The sequence below is a fragment of the Caulobacter sp. DWR1-3-2b1 genome (assembly GCF_049895765.1).
GTDB lineage: Bacteria > Pseudomonadota > Alphaproteobacteria > Caulobacterales > Caulobacteraceae > Caulobacter.
In genome coordinates, this window is sequence record NZ_JAFCSZ010000001.1 from 303,294 (window position 1) to 321,247 (window position 17,954).

Below are 17,954 nucleotides of genomic sequence, written 5' to 3' on the forward strand. Positions count from 1 at the left end.
CGCAAACAAGGACTTCTGCCGGGGCGTTCAGTAAAACTCATGGAAAGACAGAACGAGCGCCGCAGGTTGCCGCCGCTAAACGCCCTGCGGGCGTTCGAGGCCGCCGCGCGCCATCTGAACTTCAGCCGCGCCGCTGACGAGCTGTCGGTGACGCCCGGCGCCGTCAGCCAGCAGATTCAGAACCTGGAAGACTATGTAGGCGCGGCCCTGTTCAAGCGCACGCCCAAGGGCTTGCTGCTGACCGACGCGGCCCAGACCGCCCTGCCCGCCCTGCGCGAAGCCTTCGACCGTCTGGCCGAGGCCGCGTCCTTGCTCACCGCCGCCGTCGACGGCCGCCGCCTGACCCTGACCGCCGCACCGTCCTTCGCCGCCAAGTGGCTGGTGCCGCGTCTCGGCAAGTTCGAGAAGGCCCAGCCCCAGGTCGATGTCTGGCTGTCGGCCGGCATGGAGGTCGTCGATTTCGCGGCCGGCGAGGTCGATTTGGCGATTCGCTACGGCTCGGGCCGCTATCCGGGCCTGGAGGTCATCCGCCTGCTCAGCGAGACCGTCGTGCCGGTCGTCAGCCCCGCCTTGCTGGCCGAGAGCCCACTGAGCGCGCCCCAGGACCTCTCGCACCACATCCTGCTGCACGACGGCTCGCCCGATGCCGATGACAGCTGCCCCGATTGGGCCATGTGGCTGGCGGCGCGCGGCTTGCGCACCATCGACGGCTCGCGCGGCCCGCGCTTCAACCAGTCGAGCATGGTGATCGAGGCCGCCGCCAACGGCCGGGGCGTCGCCCTGGCCAAGCGCACCCTGGCCCAGGCCGATCTGGACGCCGGTCGCCTGGTGATCCCCTTCGAGATGGCCACGGCCGTCGACTTTGCCTATTACGTCGTCCATCCCAAGGCCAAGGGACGACTGCCTCAGGTAAAGGCCTTCGTCACCTGGCTAAAGGACGAGGCTGCCGCGCACGAGGCGGCCCTCCTCACGATGGACAACGGCGCGGGTATCTAGGGCTACATGGTCAAGACGAATATCGAGGTCGGCGAACGGCTGGTTCCCGGCGACTGCCAGACCATGCTCGACGTGCGTCAGGGGGTCGACGCCTTGGACCGCGCCTTGGTGGCCCTGCTGACCGAGCGTCAGGGCTACATGACCGCCGCCGCTCGCATCAAGGCCGACCGCTCCAAGGTCTTCGACCGCGCGCGGATCGAGGATGTCGTGACCAAAGTCAAGGCCGCCGCCCGCGAGGCCGGCCTGTCGGAAGCCATCGCCGAGCCGGTCTGGCGCACCCTGATCGACCGCTGCATCGCCTATGAATACGACAGTTGGGACAGGACCAAGGGCTGAGGCCACTCAACCGTCACCGTTGACGCTGGGCGCGGATCGCGCACCATCCGCCCATGATCCGCACCATCATCCCGTGGGCGCTGCTTCTGACCGCCGGCGCCTTCGCGCTTCAGTGGCTTGAATACCAGTATCTGGTGCGAGCCTTCTCGGCAGAGATCTACGTAGCGATCATCGGCGCGGCCTTCGCGGTCGGCGGCGTCTGGTTCGGCTGGAAACTGGCCTAGCGCCATGCGCCGCAGGCCTTTGCGCGCAACACCGCTGCGCTTAAATCCCTTGGCCTAACCGGTCAGGAAGTGCGGGTCCTTGAACGGCTGGCCGAGGGGCAATCCACCAAGGAGATCGCGCGCACCCTGGGCCTGTCGCCCAACACCGTGAAGACCCATCTGGCCAACCTGTTCGGCAAGCTGGACGTTCAGCGTCGGACCCAGGCGATCCACAAGGCTCGCGACCTCCAGCTGATTCCATGAGACTTGGACGGCGCGCCGCGGGGGTGAGACGGTCGATTTCACCCTTTTGGGTGATGGCGCCGCTCCCGCCGCATCCGCACGGTCAGGGTCTGTTCTCCACAACGCGAAAGACCTGACGCAATGCTCCGCATCATCCTGACCTACGGACTCCTCGCCGGCCTTGTGACCATCGCTGGCATTATCGGCACGATCGTGTGGAACGGCGATGCGCCGCACTCGAACGTGTGGCTGGGCTACCTGATCATGCTGGTGGCGCTGTCGGCGATCCTGGTGGGGATCAAGCAGTACCGCGACCAGACCCTGGGCGGCGTGATCGGCTTCTGGCGAGCCGTCCAGGTGGGCCTGGCATCGCCCTGATCGCCGGCCTCGCCTATGTGCTGGTCTGGGAGCTCTATCTGGCGCTGACAAACTACACGTTCATGGAACGCTACGTCGCCACGACCCTAGAGGCCAAGCGCGCGGCGGGCGTCACCGGCGCCGCCTATGACAAGCTGGTCAAGGAGATGCAAGGCATGGTCGAGATGTACCGCAATCCCCTGCTGCGCATGCCGATGACCTTCGCCGAGATCTTCCCGGTCGGCCTGCTGGTGACACTGGTCAGCGCAGCACTTCTCCGAAATCCCAGGTTCCTGCCGGCGCGGTCGCGCCCGCTGCAGTCCTAGCCCTTCAACGACTTCAGCATCTGCTCATGGGCATAGGCCGCTATGTCCATGAGCGCCGTGTCGAGCGCCGTCTTTACGTCCTCCAGGCTCGCCTCCCCAGCCTCACAAAGTTCGCACACGTCCCCGAGGGAAAACGCTCCTACACCCCGCGCCGCGCCCTTGACGGTGTGGACCGCGTCGCGCCTGCCGTCATGGGCTGGATCGAGCATGGGGGTCCACATCGCCGCCTGCTCGCGGAACAGGGCCAGCACCTCGTCGACGACCCCGGAATCGCCCGCGGCGAACCCTTCCAGATAGGCGAAATCGACGGCGCCGCTGATGTCTCGTCTGGCCAAAAAATAGTCCCTTGCGTTCCAGGAATCTTTGCGTATGTTCCGCGCCTCGCCGCCGGGGCAGTCAAGCGCTTCGGACCGGGCGGGCGCATAGCTCAGTTGGTAGAGCAGCTGACTCTTAATCAGCGGGTCGTAGGTTCGAATCCTACTGCGCCCACCATTTTTCGTATAGAAATCCAAAACTTAAACATCCACACCCTGTGGCCTCGATCTGCGCCATACGAACAGAACGGCAAACTTCGCGGCTCGCGATACCGCCGATCTTACGACACTATCCGCCACAGCGCGCATGAAGCTTCATTCTGGAAATGCGCCGCCGCTTTGGACGCTGCCCCAGTGGCGCCTCGCATCCGGATGGCGCAGAGCCTGTTGGGGCATGGCAGGGTCTGGGTCACCCTGTTTCCAGACAGATGGTCACATCAGGACGCGGCTGTGATCGCCAGGCCAAAGGGACAAAAAAAGGCCCTAGCGAACCAGGGCCTTACGCTAATCAACAGTGTGCAGGACTAGACTGCGCGACGACCGGTCAGCATGTGATAAATGGCCAGCACGATGACGGCGCCGATCGTGGCCACCAGCAGGCTGTAGAGGTTGAAACCCGAAACGCCCGAGCTTCCGAACTGGTTGAAGACGAAGCCGCCGACGACCGCGCCGACGATGCCCAGGACCAGGTCCAGAACCAGACCGCCGCCATTGCGATTGACCAATTTGCTGGCGATGAAGCCGGCGACGAGACCTAGAACAATCCAAGCTAGAATTGACATCTTGCTCTCCAAATTCAGCATCGCCCCTCGGCGACGCGGCTGAAAGAGTAAGGTCTTCTCGCCCCGGTTCGTTCCCTAGCGACGCCGTTTAGCGCTACGTTGCAACTCGGCAATGAGCCGCTCCGCCGGAGCGCGGCCAAGAGCAATGAAGAGCGCCGAGCCGATCAGCGCGCCGAGCATGACGGTGGAATCCATTTGGTGCTCCAAAGTTGATCCCGCCATTTCGCCGCAAAGCCCATTTAAAGCGAGGTCGATCATGGTGGCGCGACCTTTGGCCGCTCGGTCCACGGCCTTTTAGCGAGCGCTTTCGGTTAGCTCGGCATGATCGGGGCGGGGCCTGAAACACCCCACGATATCGAATGACGCATGGCTGGAGCGGTCAGCAGAGGATCAGGCCCCCGTCATGATGGTGACAGTCGCCGCCGCACGGGGGCTGCTTATCGACGCTCGGCTGGCGGCGGACGGCTCTGGTTCTGGTTCTGGTTCTGGGAGGTGTAGGCGTCCTGGCTAGAGTTGTCCGCAGGGGAACGTTTCGTCTGGTCCCGCGATAGGCTCTGCAAAGGAGCAAGCCATGTCCCCAGAGTCCCCGCCACCAAAAGCCAAGCGTGGGTTTGCCAGCATGTCCGCAGACCGACGACGGGAGGTTTCAGCCAAGGGCGGAGCCTCGGTGCCGGCAGAGAAGCGAGCCTTCTCCAAGGATCGAGACCTGGCGGCCGCCGCCGGCAAGACCGGCGGGCTGCGCAAGCCAGCAGATCCCTGAAGTCTCCGCCGACCTGTCCATCTCAAAGCCAAGGCCGATGGCGGACCACAAGAGGCTGCAACCTCCGCAAACGGGCGTGACAGGCGGCGAACTTGGCTCTAGGCTAGCGCCATGATCTTCGCCGCCAGCCAACAGCTGTTTTGGTATTTTGGCTATCCGACGCCTCTGGCGCCGGGAGGGGACCGCTCGGCCTGAGTTCAGAGCCGCCGAATGTTCTTCACCAGCCGCCAGGGGTTTCCCGGGCGGCTTTTTTCATGGCCGCCGACCTCCCGACCTTTCCAGGAATAGCGCCATGCCTTCATCGACCGCCGCCCGGCTCGCCTCGCTTCCCGTCCCCACCGACGACCTGCGTATTCGACAGCTGCAGACCCTTAGTCCGCCCGCCCAGGTGATCGGCGAGGCGCCGGCTACGTCATTGATGGCCGAAGTGGTCGGCAATGCCCGTCGCGCCGTGCACGAGATCCTCAACGGCCGCGAGGATCGACTGGTGGTGGTGATCGGACCGTGCTCCATCCACGATCCCAAGGCCGCCCTCGACTACGCCCGCCGTCTGACCGCCGAGCGCGAGCGCCACGCGGGCGAGCTTGAGGTGATCATGCGGGTCTATTTCGAAAAGCCGCGCACGACGGTGGGCTGGAAGGGTTTGATCAACGACCCCGATATGGACGGCGGCTTCCGGATCAATGACGGCCTGAGGCTGGCGCGGCGCGTGTTGCTGGATGTCTGCGCCCAAGGCCTGCCGGCGGCCTGTGAATTCCTGGACGTCACCACCCCGCAATATATCGCCGACCTGGTGGCCTGGGGCGCGATCGGGGCGCGCACCACCGAAAGCCAGATCCACCGCGAGATGGCGTCGGGTCTTTCGTGCCCTGTTGGCTTCAAGAACGGCACCAATGGCGACGTCAAGGTCGCGGTCGATGCGGTGCTGGCCGCCGCCCAGCCGCACCATTTCCTGGCCGTGACCAAGGAGGGCCGCGCCGCCATCGCCACCACCACGGGCAACGCCGACTCCCATGTCGTGCTGCGCGGCGGCAAGGCGCCCAATTACGACGCCGCCAACGTTGCGGCCGTGGCGCACGCCCTGACCGCCGCCGGTCTGCCGCCGCGGGTGATGGTCGACGCCAGCCACGCCAACAGCGGCAAGAACCATGAAAATCAGCCCGACGTGATCGCCGATCTCTGCGCCCAAGTGGCGACCGGCCGCTCGCCGGTCATGGGGGTGATGATCGAGAGTAATCTCGTCGCCGGCCGCCAAGACATCGTTTCAGGCCATCCCCTGACCTATGGCCAGTCCGTCACCGACGCCTGTATCGACTGGGAGAGTTCGGTGCGCCTGCTCGACGATCTGGCGGCGGCGGTGCGCGCCGGACGCCGGGCTATAGAGCGCTAGAGGCCTCCTCAACCCCTGAGCGCCCGCCTCCGGCGGCGATGTGGAAACGTGGCTGAAGCTGTCATCGCCAGAGAACCCGTCGCCGAGGCGGATAGAGCCGGCCATGAGCTTGTTAGAGCGCCGGCCCGTCCCGATAAGTTCTGGCGCCAGGGCGCGACGGGGAACACCATGGACCAGAAGACGTCGGCTGCGTCGGAATGGAAAGCCAACTGGACCCTGGTGCTGGCGGCATCGGTCGGCTTCTCCTTCTTTTCGATCATGATTTCCGCCACCGGCCTGTTCTTCGAGCCCCTGACCAAAGAGTTCGGCTGGAGCCGGACCCTGCTCTCGTCGGGTCCCTCCATCGCCAACACGCTGACGGCGGTCATCGGGCCATTCTTCGGCGCGCTCATCGACCGGTATGGCTCACGCAAGGTCGTGCTGCCGGGCATCCTTCTCACCATCGGCGCGATCACCCTGTTCAGCCTGGCCAACGGCTCGCAGAACCAGTGGATCGCCCTGTGGGTGATCTTCGGCCTGGTCGCCGTCAGCATAAAATCGACCTCGTGGACGGCGGCGGTGCTGGGCGTCTTTCAGCAATCGCGCGGCCTTGCCCTGGGGCTGACCCTGTCGGGCACGGCGGTAGCGCAGATCGTCGTGGGGCCGCTGGCCAACTGGCTGATCACGTCGTTCGGTTGGCGGGCCGCGTTCGTGTGGCTGGGAATCGGCTGGGGCGGCCTCACCTTCCTGCTTTGCCTGTTCTTCCTGTTCGACGCGCACGATCGGAAGGCCAAGGCGAGCCAGGCGGGGGCATCCACGACCTCGCCGGGCGACGCCGCCAAACTGCCAGGCCTCACCACCGCCCAGGCCTTGCGAGACTCCGCCCTGTGGCGGCTGGGCGTCTCGAACTTCGTGGTGATGGCCCTGACCATGGGCCTGATGATCCATCTGTTCGCGATCCTGTCCGACGCGGGTATCCCACGCGCCAAGGCCGCCTGGCTGCTCAGCCTGAGCGGCGTGGCGGGCATCGTCGGCAAGCTGGTGACCGGCTATCTTCTCGATCGCTTTCGGCCCAACTGGATCGGCGGAGTCACACTCGCCGCCGCCGGTCTGGCCTTCCTGCTGCTTATGACGGGGATCGGCTCACCGACGCTCATCGTCATCGCCATGCTGGTCAACGGCTATGCGGCGGGCACCAAGACCCAGATCACGGGTTTCCTGACCGCGCGCTACGGCGGCATGCGCAACTTTGGCAAGATCTATAGCGTGATGGCCGCGTTGATGGCTGCCGCATCGGGAATAGGGCCGCTGATGGCGGGCGTCGTCTATGACGCCTTTGGCGCCTATACGCTGTTCCTGGCCGTGGGCGCGGCGGGCTGCGTCGGCGCCGGCATTCTGATGATCACCCTTCCGCGCTATCCGGTCTGGACGCAGGAACCGGAGAACCCGACGCCCTAGCTGGAAGGCTCGGACCTGGCCATGACGGTGGTCAGGGCGCGGTTGATGTCGGCCATGAAGTACGGCTTGTCGACCACCAGCTCGTCACGATAGGCCGCGCTCAGCCCATCGACGCCGTATCCCGTGGCGAAGAAGAACGGGATGCCGCGACCGCGCAGCAGGTCGGCGATGGGGAACGACTTGGCCTCGCCCAGATTGACGTCCAGCATGGCCACGTCGATCTCCTCGTCGCGGGCCATGATCAGGGCGTCGTCCAGCCGCAGGGCCGGACCCACGGGCATATGGCCAAGATCGATCAGGACGGCCTCGGCCAACAGGGCCACCATCATCTCGTCCTCGACCACGAATACCCTGAGATCGGACTTCATGCGGATCCTCGCAACGCCGAAAGCGACGCTTCAAACCTGAACCTCAAACCCGCGACGGGATACTCGGTTGTCGCCCTGCCACCAAGTTCCGCCGCCAGGCCGTGCTGGCTCAGGCGGAAGCCGAAACCCTTTCTTTGCGGGACCACGACGGGCGGCCCGCCGCCTTCGCGCCAGTCCAGAATGAAACGATCGCCCGCGACGGTCCAGTTCAAGTCGATGCGTCCGCCCTCGACGCCGAGCGCGCCGTACTTGGCCGCGTTGGTGGCCAGCTCGAAAAGTGCGGTGGAGAGGGCCAGGGCCGCCTTGGGACATAGATGCACGCCGAACTTCGTCGGCGTCGGCGCGGCGGCCACGACCTCGCCATTCCAGATCCCCGACACAGCCGCCGCACCGGGCGCCCGTCCCGCCAGCAGATCCAGCACCTGGGGCTCGACGCGAAAGGGCGCAGTCGGCGGGGAATCGTGGATCAGGGTTCCGTCCGCATCGACAACCTGAAATCGCTGGCTGGAGGGCTGAAGGCGCTGGCGTCGCGGTCTGGCTGAATTTCTTCGACTTTTCCAAGGTCGGCTCCATCGCCCAGGACATGGTCGATCAACGCGATCCGGCCGTCTTCCCCATAGACCGGCGCCGAGAACGGCACGACATGGCCCTGGTCACGATAAAGCTGGCCCACCAGGGCGGTCTTCTGAGCCGGCGACACCTCCACCACGGACCGGGCGTCCGCGGCCCAATAGGGCAGCTGAACAAACCAGGCCTCTCTGGCGACCGAGCGGGCATAGAACGGGGCAGTGTCCAGCCGATGGCCGTCCGCATCGATGCTGTTGGCCGCCAGCACCTCGCCTTGAGGCGAGACCAGCAGGGTCAGCCGTTACATGCCGTAGAGGCGGACATAGCCGTTCATCGCCTCGACCAGCGGTCCCGCGCCGGGCCTGCGCCAGGCCGTCGGGTCTCGCGTCGATGGATTGAGCGCAAAGGCCTGCACGTCGCCGTTCCGCTCGAACAGGTTGCGGTTCAGCACCGCTCCGACCTCTATGGCCAGTTGCTCGTGCTCCTTGAGCACGCCGTGCTGCAGACGCGTCTCCAGCACCGGTAGATAAAGAGCCAGCACGACGGCCAAGGGCGTCAACCCGGCCAGCATCAGGGTGGCGGCCATGGTCGCCTGGAGCCCCGGCGAGAGAAGCTTCAGGTCGCGCGCCCAGCCGCGCAAATCGCGAAATGGAGAACCGTTCGACGGTCCCGTCGCCTGCAGTCATTCACATGCCCCTTCCCCGACGCCAAGGCTGGCACGGCAAGGGCTGGGCTCCAAGGGTCAGATGCGACGACACCCTCTGAACGAGGATGAAAAGGCCGCGCGGCCGCTGTCCGATCTCAAGGCTCTCGCGGTCTGGCACAATGCCGCTAAGCTTGGCTCGAAACGCGCGTTCGATCCGATCCGCGATGGATTCGCCCAAGGCCTCAGGATGAGCTCCATTCCCGCTGCGACAGCGACCGACCCTCAGCTTCTGGAAGCCCTGCGCGACACGGTGCGCGCGCTCTGCCGCGACTTTCCGCCCACCTACTGGCGAGGTCTCGACCGCGAGAAGGCCTATCCCACCGACTTCGTCCAGGCGATGACCAGGGCTGGGTTACTGGGCGTGCTGATCCCCGAGGAATATGGCGGCAGCGGGCTTGGCCTGACGGCGGCGGCGGCCATCCTGGAAGAGGTCCACGCCAGCGGCGGCAACGCTGCGGCCCTGCACGCCCAGATGTACACGATGGGCACGGTGCTGCGGCACGGCTCGACCGAGCAGAAGGCCAAATGGCTGCCCGCCGTGGCCGACGGCTCGATCCGGCTGCAGGCGTTCGGGGTCACCGAGCCGACGGCTGGAACTGACACCACCTCGATCAGCACCTTCGCCCGGCGCGATGGCGAGACCTATGTCGTCAACGGCCAGAAGGTGTGGACCAGCCGCGCCGAGCATTCCGACCTGATGGTGCTGCTGGCCCGCACCACGCCCAAAGATCAGGTGAAAAAGAAGAGCGAAGGCCTGTCGGTGTTCCTGGTCGACATGCGGGAAGCCAAGGGGCGTGGCCTGACGATCAAGCCCATCGCCACTATGCTGAACCACGCCACGACCGAGGTCTTCTTCGACAATCTGGTGATCCCCGCCGACAGCCTGATTGGCGAGGAGGGCAAGGGCTTCAAATATATCCTCGACGGCATGAACGCCGAGCGCATCCTGATCGCCGCCGAGTGCCTGGGCGACAGCGCCTGGCTGATCGGCAAGGCCCGCGACTACGCCAACGAGCGCCGGGTCTTCAACCGCCCCATCGGCCAGAACCAGGGCGTCCAGTTCCCCATCGCCCGCGCCTACGCCCAGGCCCACGCCGCCCGCCTAACGGTCTATGACGCCGCCGCCCGCTATGAGGCGGGCCTGCCCTGCGGCGAGCACGCCAATATCGCCAAACTTCTCGCCTCGGAGGCCAGCTGGGTCGCCGCCGACATGTGCCTGCAGACCCACGGCGGATTTGGCTTCGCCGAGGAATACGACGTCGAACGCAAGTTCCGCGAGACGCGGCTCTACCAGGTGGCGCCGATCTCCACCAACATGATCCTGGCCTATGTCGCCGAGCACGTCCTGGGCCTGCCGAGGTCGTACTGATGGCCCGGATGGAGGACTGGATCGGTCGGGAGCGCCGCAGAGTCGAAGTGCTGGCGCCGGGCGACCTGGCGCGTCTGGCCGCCGTGCTGGACCGGTCGGCGACGCCCTTAGAGGTCCCTCCAGCCTGGCACTGGGCCTGCGCCGTCGAGACCCCTCGGCAGTCGGAGATCGGCCCCGACGGCCACCCCCTGCGCGGCGGGTTCATGCCGCCCATCGAGGCGCCGAGGCGGATGTTTGCGGCGGCCGAGATGCGGTTCGAGGCCCCGCTGTTGGCCGGCCTCGAAACAGAGTGGATCGAGCGTATCGCCTCGATTTCGGAAAAGGCCGGCAAGAGCGGGCCGTTGACCTTCGTCGAGGTCGAGCGACGGATCTCGCAAGGTGGCGCGCTGTGCCGGGCCGAGACCCAGACCATCGTATATCGCCAGCCTCCCGCGCCCGGAGAGGCCGCGCCTTCCCCCGTCGCCGCGCCGGATGACGCTGACTGGCGCGTGGCGATCACGCCCGACGTAACCCTGCTGATGCGGTTCTCGGCGGCGACGTTCAACGCGCACCGCATCCATTACGACCGCGCCTATGCAATGGAGGTCGAGGGCTACCCCGGACTGGTGGTGCATGGCCCGCTGATTGCGCTGAACCTGCTGGAGGCCATGCCGCCGGGTCGCTTGGTCACAAGCTTCTCGTTCCGCGCCGTGCGCCCGCTGTTCGACGGTGCGCCGTTCGAGGCTTGCGGCAAGCTGGTGGATGACGGGGTGGAACTCTGGGCGCGGTCGGTCGAGGGGTATCTGGCGATGACGGCCCGGGTGGAGTTCGCACCTTCACAGTCCCAATAAATCCGCTCTCCCCGGCGAAGGCTGGGGCCCAGATTCAGTCTGAGCGTTTGGGGATGATGCGCCTTGGGCATAGCCAAGAACACCGATCTCACAGGGTTCGATCTGGACCCCGGCATTCGCCGGGGAGAGCGGGCCAAGGAGTCAGGCTTCCGCCTTGAGCACCAAGGACGACGCCTTCAACCCCTCCGCCGACACCGTCACCCGCACCTCGCCCGCCTTGCCGCGCCGTGTCCGTACGATGGCCTGGCACAGTCCATTGTACGTCTTGCGTTGGCTGGCTACGTCTGGCTCGTGGCTGGTCGGGTTGCCGTTGCCGACCCCAATCACGTCGGCCGCGCCTGACACCTCGAACATGACCAGATCGTCCGCTCTCGGTAAGGGCCGGCCCCTGGCGTCCAGGACTTCGACCTTCAACACCGCAACGTCCTGACCGTCGGCCTTCAGGGCGCGAGCGATCCGCCGTCAACCGCAACGCCGCCGCAGGCCCCGCCGTCTCGCGACGCGCCCTCAGAACCAGCTTGCCACCCGTATAGCCATGCGTCTCGATCACGCCGGGAGCGTAGGGGACCGACCATTCGACGTGGCGTTTGCGGACCACCTCGCGCATGCCCTGGCTCTTGCCGTTCAGAAACAGCTCTACCCTGTCGCAATTGCTGTGCGCCCAGACCGAGACCGGTTGGCCCTCGCGGCCTTCCCAGTTCCAGTGCGGCAACAGGTGCAGCAGCGGTTCGGGCCGCCACCAGGCGCGGTAGTAGAAATAGTTGTCCTTCGGGAAGCCGCAGGTATCCAGCGCCCCGAAGTGCGAGCTGATGCTGGGCCAGCGATTGAACGGCGTCGGCTCGCCGCGATAATCGAAACCCGTCCAGATGAAGCCGCCGGCCATCCACGGACGGTCGGCTGCGTGGCTCCACCATTTCTCGGCCGTGGTCGCCCACCACGGATGGTCGGTGTCGTAGGCCGGAACGTAGCCCTTGGCCTCGTCGCGAACATACTCGCCGCGCGTGGTCACCACGCTGCCGCTCTCGCTGCCGATGATCGGCATCTTCGGAAAGCGGACATGGAAGTCGTCCATCTTCTCGTGGCGATAGTTGAAGCCGATGACGTCTAGCGTCTCGGTGATGCCTTCGCCGAAGCCGGAGTCCATGGCGGCGGTGACGCCGCGCGTCGGGTCCAGGCGATTGACCAGCCGCTTCATGGTGTGGGCCACCTTGGCGCCGCGCGCCGTGCCCTGCTGCGGCTCCTCGTTGCCGATGGACCAGAGGATGACAGAAGGGTGGTTACGGTCGCGCCGCACCAGGCGGTCCATCTCGTCCAACGAGGTCGGGTCGCTAGACATGCGGCGTACCTCGTCGATCACCAGAATCCCGAGGCGGTCGCAGGCCTCGAGCAGTTCCGGCGTCGGCGGATTGTGCGAGGCGCGATAGGCGTTGCAGCCCATCGACTTCAGCTGCTCCAGCCGCCAGACCTGCAAGGCGTCAGGGATCGCGGCGCCGACGCCGGCGTGGTCCTGGTGGTTGCAGGCCCCCTTCAACTTCACCGGCTTGTCGTTGAGGAAGAAGCCCCTGTCGGCGTCGAACCGAACCGAGCGGAAGCCGAAGCGGGTGACGAACCTGTCTGCAACAACGCCGCCGACCTTGGTCTCGGTCACCAGCCTGTAGAGGTGCGGGTTCTCCAGTGACCACAAAACGGGATTGGCCAGTTGCACGATCTGGGACAGGCTTTGACGCTCCCAGGCCGGTAGGCGACCGCTGGCAGGGGCGACGGCCAGGGCCGGCTTGCCCGATGCGCCCAGCACCACGTGCGAGACCTCGAACGCCGCCGCGGCGGCGCCCTCATTGACGAGGTCGGTGTCGATCTGAAGCGTCCCGTCGACGCGGGGGCGGACGAAGACGCCCCATTGGGGCACGTGGACCGGCGCGGTCTTTACCAGCCAGACATGGCGATAAAGGCCCGCGCCTTCATAGAACCAGCCCTCGCCGAGGCTGGCGTCGACGCGAACCGTCAGGATGTTGTCGCCGCCGACATTGGCGATGTCGGTGATGTCCACACGGAAGGGCGAGTAGCCGCTGTCCTCGCGCTCGAGGATGTAGCCATTAACCATCACCAGCGCGTCGCGGAAGGCGCCGTCGAACTCGATGGACAGGCGCTTGCCCGCGTCGCCGGCCGGCAGGGCGAAGGTCCTGCGGTACCAGCCGATGCTGGTTTCGGGAAACTCGCGACCCAGCGGCTTGTAGCCATGGGCGGCGCGCAGGTCCTCGTCGTCGGGCTTGCCCGAGGGCTTGTAGCCCGGGTTCGGAACGAACGGCAGCTCGACGGCCCAGTCGTGCGGCAAGGTCACCGGCGCCCAGGCGCTGGCGTCGAACTCGGCCTGGGCGACGTCGGCGACGCGCCAGTTGGCGTGCGACGCACCCGCCTTGGCAAAGGTGCGCTGGTTGGCTCCGAAGCCAAAGTCGCGGGCTGGATCCTGGGCGTGGCCCAGCTTGAACCGCCAGTCGAAGTCCAGCGACGTCCGCTCGCGCGGGCCGGGATCGACGGCTGCGACCGGCGCGACATGGGCCAGGGCCGTGGAGGCGTTGGCGAAGGCGGCGGCGCCCGCCGTGGCGGCCAGGGCCTGGCGTCGGTTGATCTGGGCCATCGGGGAGCCTCTCACGGAATCAGAAAAAGGGGGAGGAAGCCGGCGGCCCTCCTCCCCTGCGCAAGGATCGTCGGGAGGGCCGAGCCCTAGAACTTCACCGTCACGTCAAACAGATACCGGCGCCCATAGACGTCGTAGCGGCCAATGCGGTCGGGCTTGTTGTCCCGGTACATCCGCAGCGCCTCGTTAGTCAGGTTGTTGACCTGGAAGCGCACGCCGATGGTCTCGTTGATCTGCCAGGACGAGCTGAAGTCGAGGGTCTTCTCGGTCTTCAGGGTCTGCAGGTCCGCGCCGCTCCAGCCGTAAATCACGGTCATCGGGCTGTGGTACTTGTAGCCCAGGCGGGCCTCGACCGGACCGTTGGCGTACCAGAGATCGACCGTCGCCGTGTGCTTGGCCAGGCCCGTCATGTCGAGCGGATTATTGACCGGCGAGAACTCCTTCAGGTTGGAGTCGACATAGGCGTAGTTCGAATAGATCCCGAAATTGCTCAGGAGCCCGGGCGCGAAGAAGAACGGCGTCTGGAAGGCCAGTTCGACGCCTTGGATGTGGCCGGAGCCGCCATTGGTCGGGCTGGAGACGGCGTAGGTGGTGCCGGCAAAGGTCACCGGAGTCTGCTTCCAGCCGATGTAGGAGTCGACGTCCTTGTAATAGTAGGACGCGGCGATCAGGCCTTCGGGACGGAAGTACCACTCGGCCGAGGCGTCGAACTGCAAGGCCTTGAACGGGTCGAGCTTGGGGTTGCCGGCGCTGCCCGTGAAGGGCGCCCAACTGGTCAGGGTGCGACTGGCGCGCAGTTCGTCCAGCGGCGGACGGGCCACTACCTTGGCCAGGCCCAGACGCAGGACGCGGCCTTCCTGGAAGTCCAGCTTCAGGTTCGCGCTGGGCAGGATGTCGGTGTAGTCGTGATCGACCGTCACCGCTGTCAGGGGGCTGGAGCCGGTGGCCTGCTGATAGCCGTCGCTGCTGGTCTTGGTGTGGACCACGCGCACGCCGACATTGCCGCTCATCCACGAGCCGCCAAAGCCATCGGCGCCAAAGTTGGCCATGCCGTAGCCTTCGGTGACCTTCTCGTTGACGCTCCAGCGCTGGGCCAGGTCCTCGGTGGCGTTGGACAGATTGAAGGCGCCAGCACCATAGGCCACGGCCGCGATGGCGTCGAAATTGCCGGTCAGGACCGCCGGAACATTGACGCTGGACACCGTGTAGCTGGTAAACAGATTGGCCGGCACGGTGGCGCCGCTCGGAGCGGGCGAGAAGCTGAAGCGGTCGTGGTCCTTGGTGCGGTCCGACATGCGGCCGCCGAACTGCAGGCTCTTGATCGCGCCTTCGCCCAGGTCGCGGGTGACATCAAAGGCGGCGGCCTTCAGTTCGTCGGTCAGATGCTCGGGACCATCATGCGAGCCCCACTGGTTGGCGAACTGCGGCAAAGTGCTGGACGCCTGGCTGGTGACGATGGTCGGGGTCTTGCCGGCGCGGGTGTCGAAGCTGGTCGAGGTCGGATAGGCCTCGGTGCGGACAGCCTTCCAGGTGTTTTCGCGCTCGGCCTTTGAATAGGAGGCGTCGCCCGCGACGGTCCACATGCCGGCCGTCCATTTGCCGTTCAGGCCGCCGACCAGCAGTTCCTTGTCCTCGGTATAGTGCGACAGCACCGTGGTGACTGAGCTGAAGGGCAAGGTCGCCGCGACCACCGAGCCGTCGACGATGGTGTAGGACGAACCGGGCGCGTTGTAGTCGCCGGCATTGCCGTTGTTCCAGTTGCCCCAGTTGTTGCGGCCCCAGACGGTCTGGTCCTGAAGTTCGTCGATCTTGATCTTCGAATAAAGGACGTCGCCCTTCAGCTGGAAGGCGTCAGTGGGCTTCCATTGCAGGCCAGTGGAAACGCCGGTGCGCTTCTGGTCGATGCGGCTGACCGACAGCTGCGCGCCCCAAGGCGTAGCGTCCAGCTTGCCGTCGCCATTGAGGTCGCCGGTAAAGTCGCTGGCGCCCGCTGGCGGGCGGGCCTGATGGTCGTTGTAGCCCCAGCCCGTGAGCGACGGATAACCGTTCTTCTGCCGCTGACCAGTCAGGCCCAGCACGATGGCCAGATCGTCGTTGAACTTGTGCACGAACGAGCCGCTGGCTCGATAGCCGACGCGGTCGTAGTTCGGGACGTCCTTGCCGCCGCTGTAATAGACGGGGCCAGCGCGGCTGACGACGCTTGGGCCGGTATAGTCGAGCGGATCCAGGGTCGAGATGTTGATCGTCGCAGCCACGCCGCCGGCGATCAGGTCGGCCGACTGCGACTTGTAGACCTGCACGCCGGTAACGACTTCCGACGGATAGATCTCCCAGCGCACATTGCGGTCGGGCTCGCTGGAGGCGACTTCGCGGTTGTTGATGGTGCCCAGCACCAGGCGGGCGCCCAGGCCCCGCACAACGGCCTGGCTGTCATTGCCCCGGTCGCGGGTGGCGTTGACGCCCGGCAAGCGAGCGATGGATTCAGCGATGGTGACATCGGGCAGCACGCCGATGTCCTTGGCGGAAATGGCCTCGACCACCTTGTCTGAGCCCTGCTTCACGGCCAGGGCGTCGCGCAGGCTCTTGCGGGCGCCGGTGACGACGACTTCCTCGACCTGAGCGGTGTCGGTGGCCTGGGCATAGGCGCCCGTCGCAGCGGCGAGCGTCAGGCCGCTTGCGGCGGCGAGCAGGATGGCGTGGCGAGTCATGGTTTCCCCCAATGTGTCGAACGCGCGCGTCTCGTTGGACGCAGCGGCATTTGTGGCGTCGATGATGGCCAGCGCGGGCACCCGCTGGATCAGTCAGGCGCGGACAAATGCGCCGAAATTTATGCCGCGCCTCTACGGACGCTGCCGGTTCAGGCTCGAACCAGACCGGCAGAGCTATTTATCATATCAATCACATCTGACAAGCTTCAGTACGTCATGACACCGGGATCACCGTTGCGCTCTGCCCTACGTCCGCCGTCAGGGCCTGAGCGTCGGCGACGGCGTCACCCTGCGCTGCGGTCGCCACGGTAACCGCAGCGCCCGGCATCAGCCGCGTCCTGTAGATCCAGAACCCGCCCTCGCGGATCATGGGCCGAGGTCCCGCGCCGCCCAGGAAATCGCCGTCGATGAAGCGCTCTGTCTCGGCGCCTGCAGGCGCGCGGAAGGTCACATCGACGGGGTGGACGTAAGGCGTCTTCAGCCATTCGACGCCTTCGACGGCTTCGCCCTTGAAGTCGAACAGGGCGGCGTTCTCCCAGTTCGAGCCGGTACCCCAGCGGGTCTTGCACTTGGTTGAAACCCAGGACGGTTCCCAATAGACGACCCCGACCCCGCCATTGGCGAAGGTCAGTTGGGTGAGGTCGGTGAGGTACTTCTTCTGCCCCGCAGGCGTGGCCGGATAGCCGGCGATCAACGAGTCCTGGCCCAGCAGATTGGGTGAGGAATCGGCGCCCTCGTTGGTGAACGGATAGGCCGTCTCGACCACCACGACGTCGGCCGGATAGAGGTGGCGCATCCGGTTCATGGTCTGCCCCAACTGCGCCATCGTGCGCTTGGACCATTTGCTGTAATAGCTGATCCCGACCAGATCGAAGTCGGTCACCCCGGCCTTCGCGGCCGCCGCGAACCACGGCTCGACGTTCTCGGGTTGGGCAATGTGCAGCATTATCCGTGGCTTGACCTTCGAGGTCGCCCCGGCGTCGCGCACCGCCTTGATGCCGGCGTTGAACAGCAGGGCGTTGCGGGTCCAGTCGATCGGGTCCTTGGCGCGGGCCAGACTGGAGACGATCTCGCCATTGGTCTCGTTGCCGACCTGGACGAGCTCGGGCATCAGTCCCTCGCGGTCAAGGGTCGTCAGGGTGTCGTGGGTGAAGGCGTACAGCGCCTTGGCCTGGTCGGGGGCGGAGAGCTTCTCCCAGGCCTTGGGCGCAAGCTGTTTGTCGCCGTCGGCCCAGTCGTCCGAGTAGTGGAAATCCAGCAGCACCTGCAGGCCGGCGGCGCGAGCCCGCGCGATACTTTTCTTGACGTCCGCAAGGTTGGAATAGGGCGTCCAGTCGGGGTCGTTCCAGATCCGGATCCGCGCCACGTTGGCGCCCGCCGACTTGAAGAAGGCGTACTGGTCCACCCGCTGCCCGCCCGAGCGATAGACAGCGCCGCAGTCGTCCATCTCGTTGGCGTAGGAGATGTCGACGCCCAGATAGGACGGCGGTTGCTCGGCGCGCGCCTGGCTGGCCAACAGCGCCGCGCAGGCCAAAAGGCTCGCGCCGAAAGGACGGGTCATGCTCGTGCTCCAAAGTCGCCGCTGCGAAGCGCAGGGCGCTCTTATGAGCACATTTATAGTATCAAT

At 65.8% G+C, this 17,954-nt stretch carries 17 protein-coding genes, 1 tRNA gene and 3 pseudogenes; 11 read left to right on the plus strand and 10 right to left on the minus strand.

Annotated features, from left to right (window positions below; translation table 11 throughout):
• The first annotated feature begins 39 nt into the window (after positions 1-39).
• The 5 genes and pseudogenes from gcvA (at position 40) to ACP69S_RS01570 (ending at position 2,461) form a co-directional block, all read left to right on the plus strand.
• Positions 40-996 (plus strand): transcriptional regulator GcvA, encoded by a 957-nt coding sequence (gene gcvA, locus ACP69S_RS01550; protein WP_425994181.1) that lies wholly within the window; start codon positions 40-42, stop codon positions 994-996.
• A 6-nt stretch (positions 997-1,002) separates the two neighbouring features.
• Positions 1,003-1,332, plus strand: coding sequence for a chorismate mutase (locus ACP69S_RS01555; RefSeq protein WP_425994183.1), 330 nt, complete (start codon positions 1,003-1,005; stop codon positions 1,330-1,332).
• Between the two features lie 53 nt (positions 1,333-1,385).
• On the plus strand, positions 1,386-1,556 hold the full coding sequence (locus ACP69S_RS01560) for a hypothetical protein (protein ID WP_425994185.1): 171 nt from the start codon (positions 1,386-1,388) through the stop codon (positions 1,554-1,556).
• Between the two features lie 66 nt (positions 1,557-1,622).
• Positions 1,623-1,799, plus strand: a pseudogene (locus tag ACP69S_RS01565) (response regulator transcription factor); the annotation flags it as partial.
• 120 nt (positions 1,800-1,919) lie between these two features.
• A pseudogene (locus tag ACP69S_RS01570) lies at positions 1,920-2,461 on the plus strand (DUF4199 domain-containing protein).
• Here ACP69S_RS01570 and ACP69S_RS01575 read toward each other — a convergent pair.
• Positions 2,458-2,796 (minus strand): Hpt domain-containing protein, encoded by a 339-nt coding sequence (locus tag ACP69S_RS01575; RefSeq protein WP_425994187.1) that lies wholly within the window; start codon positions 2,794-2,796, stop codon positions 2,458-2,460. The pseudogene ACP69S_RS01570 and the gene ACP69S_RS01575 overlap by 4 nt on opposite strands.
• Positions 2,797-2,877: 81 nt before the next feature.
• Between ACP69S_RS01575 and ACP69S_RS01580 the strand changes: the two genes are divergently transcribed.
• Positions 2,878-2,953: transfer RNA gene (locus ACP69S_RS01580), tRNA-Lys, on the plus strand.
• A 346-nt stretch (positions 2,954-3,299) separates the two neighbouring features.
• Here the strand turns inward: ACP69S_RS01580 and ACP69S_RS01585 are convergent.
• Positions 3,300-3,557: a GlsB/YeaQ/YmgE family stress response membrane protein gene (locus tag ACP69S_RS01585; protein ID WP_425994189.1), complete on the minus strand. Its 258-nt coding sequence runs from the start codon at positions 3,555-3,557 to the stop codon at positions 3,300-3,302.
• 75 nt (positions 3,558-3,632) lie between these two features.
• Entirely contained in the window at positions 3,633-3,815 is a 183-nt protein-coding gene (locus tag ACP69S_RS01590; RefSeq protein ID WP_425994191.1) for a hypothetical protein, read from the minus strand.
• A 313-nt stretch (positions 3,816-4,128) separates the two neighbouring features.
• Between ACP69S_RS01590 and ACP69S_RS01595 the strand changes: the two genes are divergently transcribed.
• The 3 genes from ACP69S_RS01595 (at position 4,129) to ACP69S_RS01605 (ending at position 7,144) form a co-directional block, all read left to right on the plus strand.
• Positions 4,129-4,317, plus strand: coding sequence for a stress-induced protein (locus ACP69S_RS01595; RefSeq protein ID WP_425994193.1), 189 nt, complete (start codon positions 4,129-4,131; stop codon positions 4,315-4,317).
• 292 nt (positions 4,318-4,609) lie between these two features.
• Positions 4,610-5,707: a 3-deoxy-7-phosphoheptulonate synthase gene (locus tag ACP69S_RS01600; RefSeq protein ID WP_425994195.1), complete on the plus strand. Its 1,098-nt coding sequence runs from the start codon at positions 4,610-4,612 to the stop codon at positions 5,705-5,707.
• 168 nt (positions 5,708-5,875) lie between these two features.
• A complete protein-coding gene (locus tag ACP69S_RS01605) occupies positions 5,876-7,144 on the plus strand; it encodes an MFS transporter (RefSeq protein WP_425994197.1) in 1,269 nt (422 codons plus the stop codon).
• On the opposite strand, the gene ACP69S_RS01610 is transcribed toward ACP69S_RS01605, so the two are convergent.
• From ACP69S_RS01610 to ACP69S_RS01625, 4 genes are read right to left on the minus strand one after another with little or no spacing between them, the layout of a single operon-like run.
• A complete protein-coding gene (locus ACP69S_RS01610) occupies positions 7,141-7,512 on the minus strand; it encodes a response regulator (protein ID WP_425994199.1) in 372 nt (123 codons plus the stop codon). The two genes, ACP69S_RS01605 and ACP69S_RS01610, sit on opposite strands and share 4 nt — an antisense overlap.
• Positions 7,509-7,934 (minus strand): hypothetical protein, encoded by a 426-nt coding sequence (locus ACP69S_RS01615; RefSeq protein ID WP_425994201.1) that lies wholly within the window; start codon positions 7,932-7,934, stop codon positions 7,509-7,511. Before ACP69S_RS01615 ends, ACP69S_RS01610 begins: the two co-directional genes overlap by 4 nt.
• Before the next feature lie 44 nt (positions 7,935-7,978).
• On the minus strand, positions 7,979-8,347 hold the full coding sequence (locus ACP69S_RS01620) for a hypothetical protein (protein WP_425994203.1): 369 nt from the start codon (positions 8,345-8,347) through the stop codon (positions 7,979-7,981).
• A 33-nt stretch (positions 8,348-8,380) separates the two neighbouring features.
• Positions 8,381-8,665 carry a hypothetical protein gene (locus tag ACP69S_RS01625; RefSeq protein WP_425994205.1) on the minus strand — a complete coding sequence of 95 codons (285 nt, stop codon included), beginning with the start codon at positions 8,663-8,665 and terminating at the stop codon, positions 8,381-8,383.
• Between the two features lie 307 nt (positions 8,666-8,972).
• Here ACP69S_RS01625 and ACP69S_RS01630 point away from each other — a divergent pair, with 307 nt between their 5' ends.
• Entirely contained in the window at positions 8,973-10,154 is a 1,182-nt protein-coding gene (locus tag ACP69S_RS01630) for an acyl-CoA dehydrogenase family protein (protein WP_425994306.1), read from the plus strand.
• Positions 10,154-10,984, plus strand: a complete 831-nt coding sequence (locus ACP69S_RS01635) for an FAS1-like dehydratase domain-containing protein (protein WP_425994207.1) — start codon at positions 10,154-10,156, stop codon at positions 10,982-10,984. Before ACP69S_RS01630 ends, ACP69S_RS01635 begins: the two co-directional genes overlap by 1 nt.
• A 141-nt stretch (positions 10,985-11,125) precedes the next feature.
• Here the strand turns inward: ACP69S_RS01635 and galA are convergent.
• From galA to ACP69S_RS01650, 3 genes and pseudogenes are all read right to left on the minus strand, one after another.
• Positions 11,126-13,619 (minus strand): annotated as a pseudogene (gene galA, locus ACP69S_RS01640) (beta-galactosidase GalA).
• Between the two features lie 86 nt (positions 13,620-13,705).
• Positions 13,706-16,327 (minus strand): TonB-dependent receptor, encoded by a 2,622-nt coding sequence (locus ACP69S_RS01645; RefSeq protein WP_425994209.1) that lies wholly within the window; start codon positions 16,325-16,327, stop codon positions 13,706-13,708.
• A 214-nt stretch (positions 16,328-16,541) separates the two neighbouring features.
• The gene (locus tag ACP69S_RS01650) at positions 16,542-17,888 is read right to left on the minus strand and encodes a glycoside hydrolase family 53 protein (protein WP_425994210.1); all 1,347 of its coding nucleotides are present in this window, start codon (positions 17,886-17,888) and stop codon (positions 16,542-16,544) included.
• Between the last annotated feature and the right edge of the window lie 66 nt (positions 17,889-17,954).

What these genes read in the sequence shown, in the direction of transcription:
- gcvA (WP_425994181.1), top strand. Translation starts at nt 40, where the DNA reads ATGGAAAGACAGAACGAGCGCCGCAGGTTGCCGCCGCTAAACGCCCTG.
- ACP69S_RS01555 (WP_425994183.1), top strand. Translation starts at nt 1,003, where the DNA reads ATGGTCAAGACGAATATCGAGGTCGGCGAACGGCTGGTTCCCGGCGAC.
- ACP69S_RS01560 (WP_425994185.1), top strand. Translation starts at nt 1,386, where the DNA reads ATGATCCGCACCATCATCCCGTGGGCGCTGCTTCTGACCGCCGGCGCC.
- ACP69S_RS01585 (WP_425994189.1), bottom strand. Translation starts at nt 3,557, where the DNA reads ATGTCAATTCTAGCTTGGATTGTTCTAGGTCTCGTCGCCGGCTTCATC.
- ACP69S_RS01590 (WP_425994191.1), bottom strand. Translation starts at nt 3,815, where the DNA reads ATGATCGACCTCGCTTTAAATGGGCTTTGCGGCGAAATGGCGGGATCA.
- ACP69S_RS01595 (WP_425994193.1), top strand. Translation starts at nt 4,129, where the DNA reads ATGTCCCCAGAGTCCCCGCCACCAAAAGCCAAGCGTGGGTTTGCCAGC.
- ACP69S_RS01600 (WP_425994195.1), top strand. Translation starts at nt 4,610, where the DNA reads ATGCCTTCATCGACCGCCGCCCGGCTCGCCTCGCTTCCCGTCCCCACC.
- ACP69S_RS01605 (WP_425994197.1), top strand. Translation starts at nt 5,876, where the DNA reads ATGGACCAGAAGACGTCGGCTGCGTCGGAATGGAAAGCCAACTGGACC.
- ACP69S_RS01610 (WP_425994199.1), bottom strand. Translation starts at nt 7,512, where the DNA reads ATGAAGTCCGATCTCAGGGTATTCGTGGTCGAGGACGAGATGATGGTG.
- ACP69S_RS01625 (WP_425994205.1), bottom strand. Translation starts at nt 8,665, where the DNA reads ATGGCCGCCACCCTGATGCTGGCCGGGTTGACGCCCTTGGCCGTCGTG.
- ACP69S_RS01630 (WP_425994306.1), top strand. Translation starts at nt 8,973, where the DNA reads ATGAGCTCCATTCCCGCTGCGACAGCGACCGACCCTCAGCTTCTGGAA.
- ACP69S_RS01635 (WP_425994207.1), top strand. Translation starts at nt 10,154, where the DNA reads ATGGCCCGGATGGAGGACTGGATCGGTCGGGAGCGCCGCAGAGTCGAA.
- ACP69S_RS01645 (WP_425994209.1), bottom strand. Translation starts at nt 16,327, where the DNA reads ATGACTCGCCACGCCATCCTGCTCGCCGCCGCAAGCGGCCTGACGCTC.
- ACP69S_RS01650 (WP_425994210.1), bottom strand. Translation starts at nt 17,888, where the DNA reads ATGACCCGTCCTTTCGGCGCGAGCCTTTTGGCCTGCGCGGCGCTGTTG.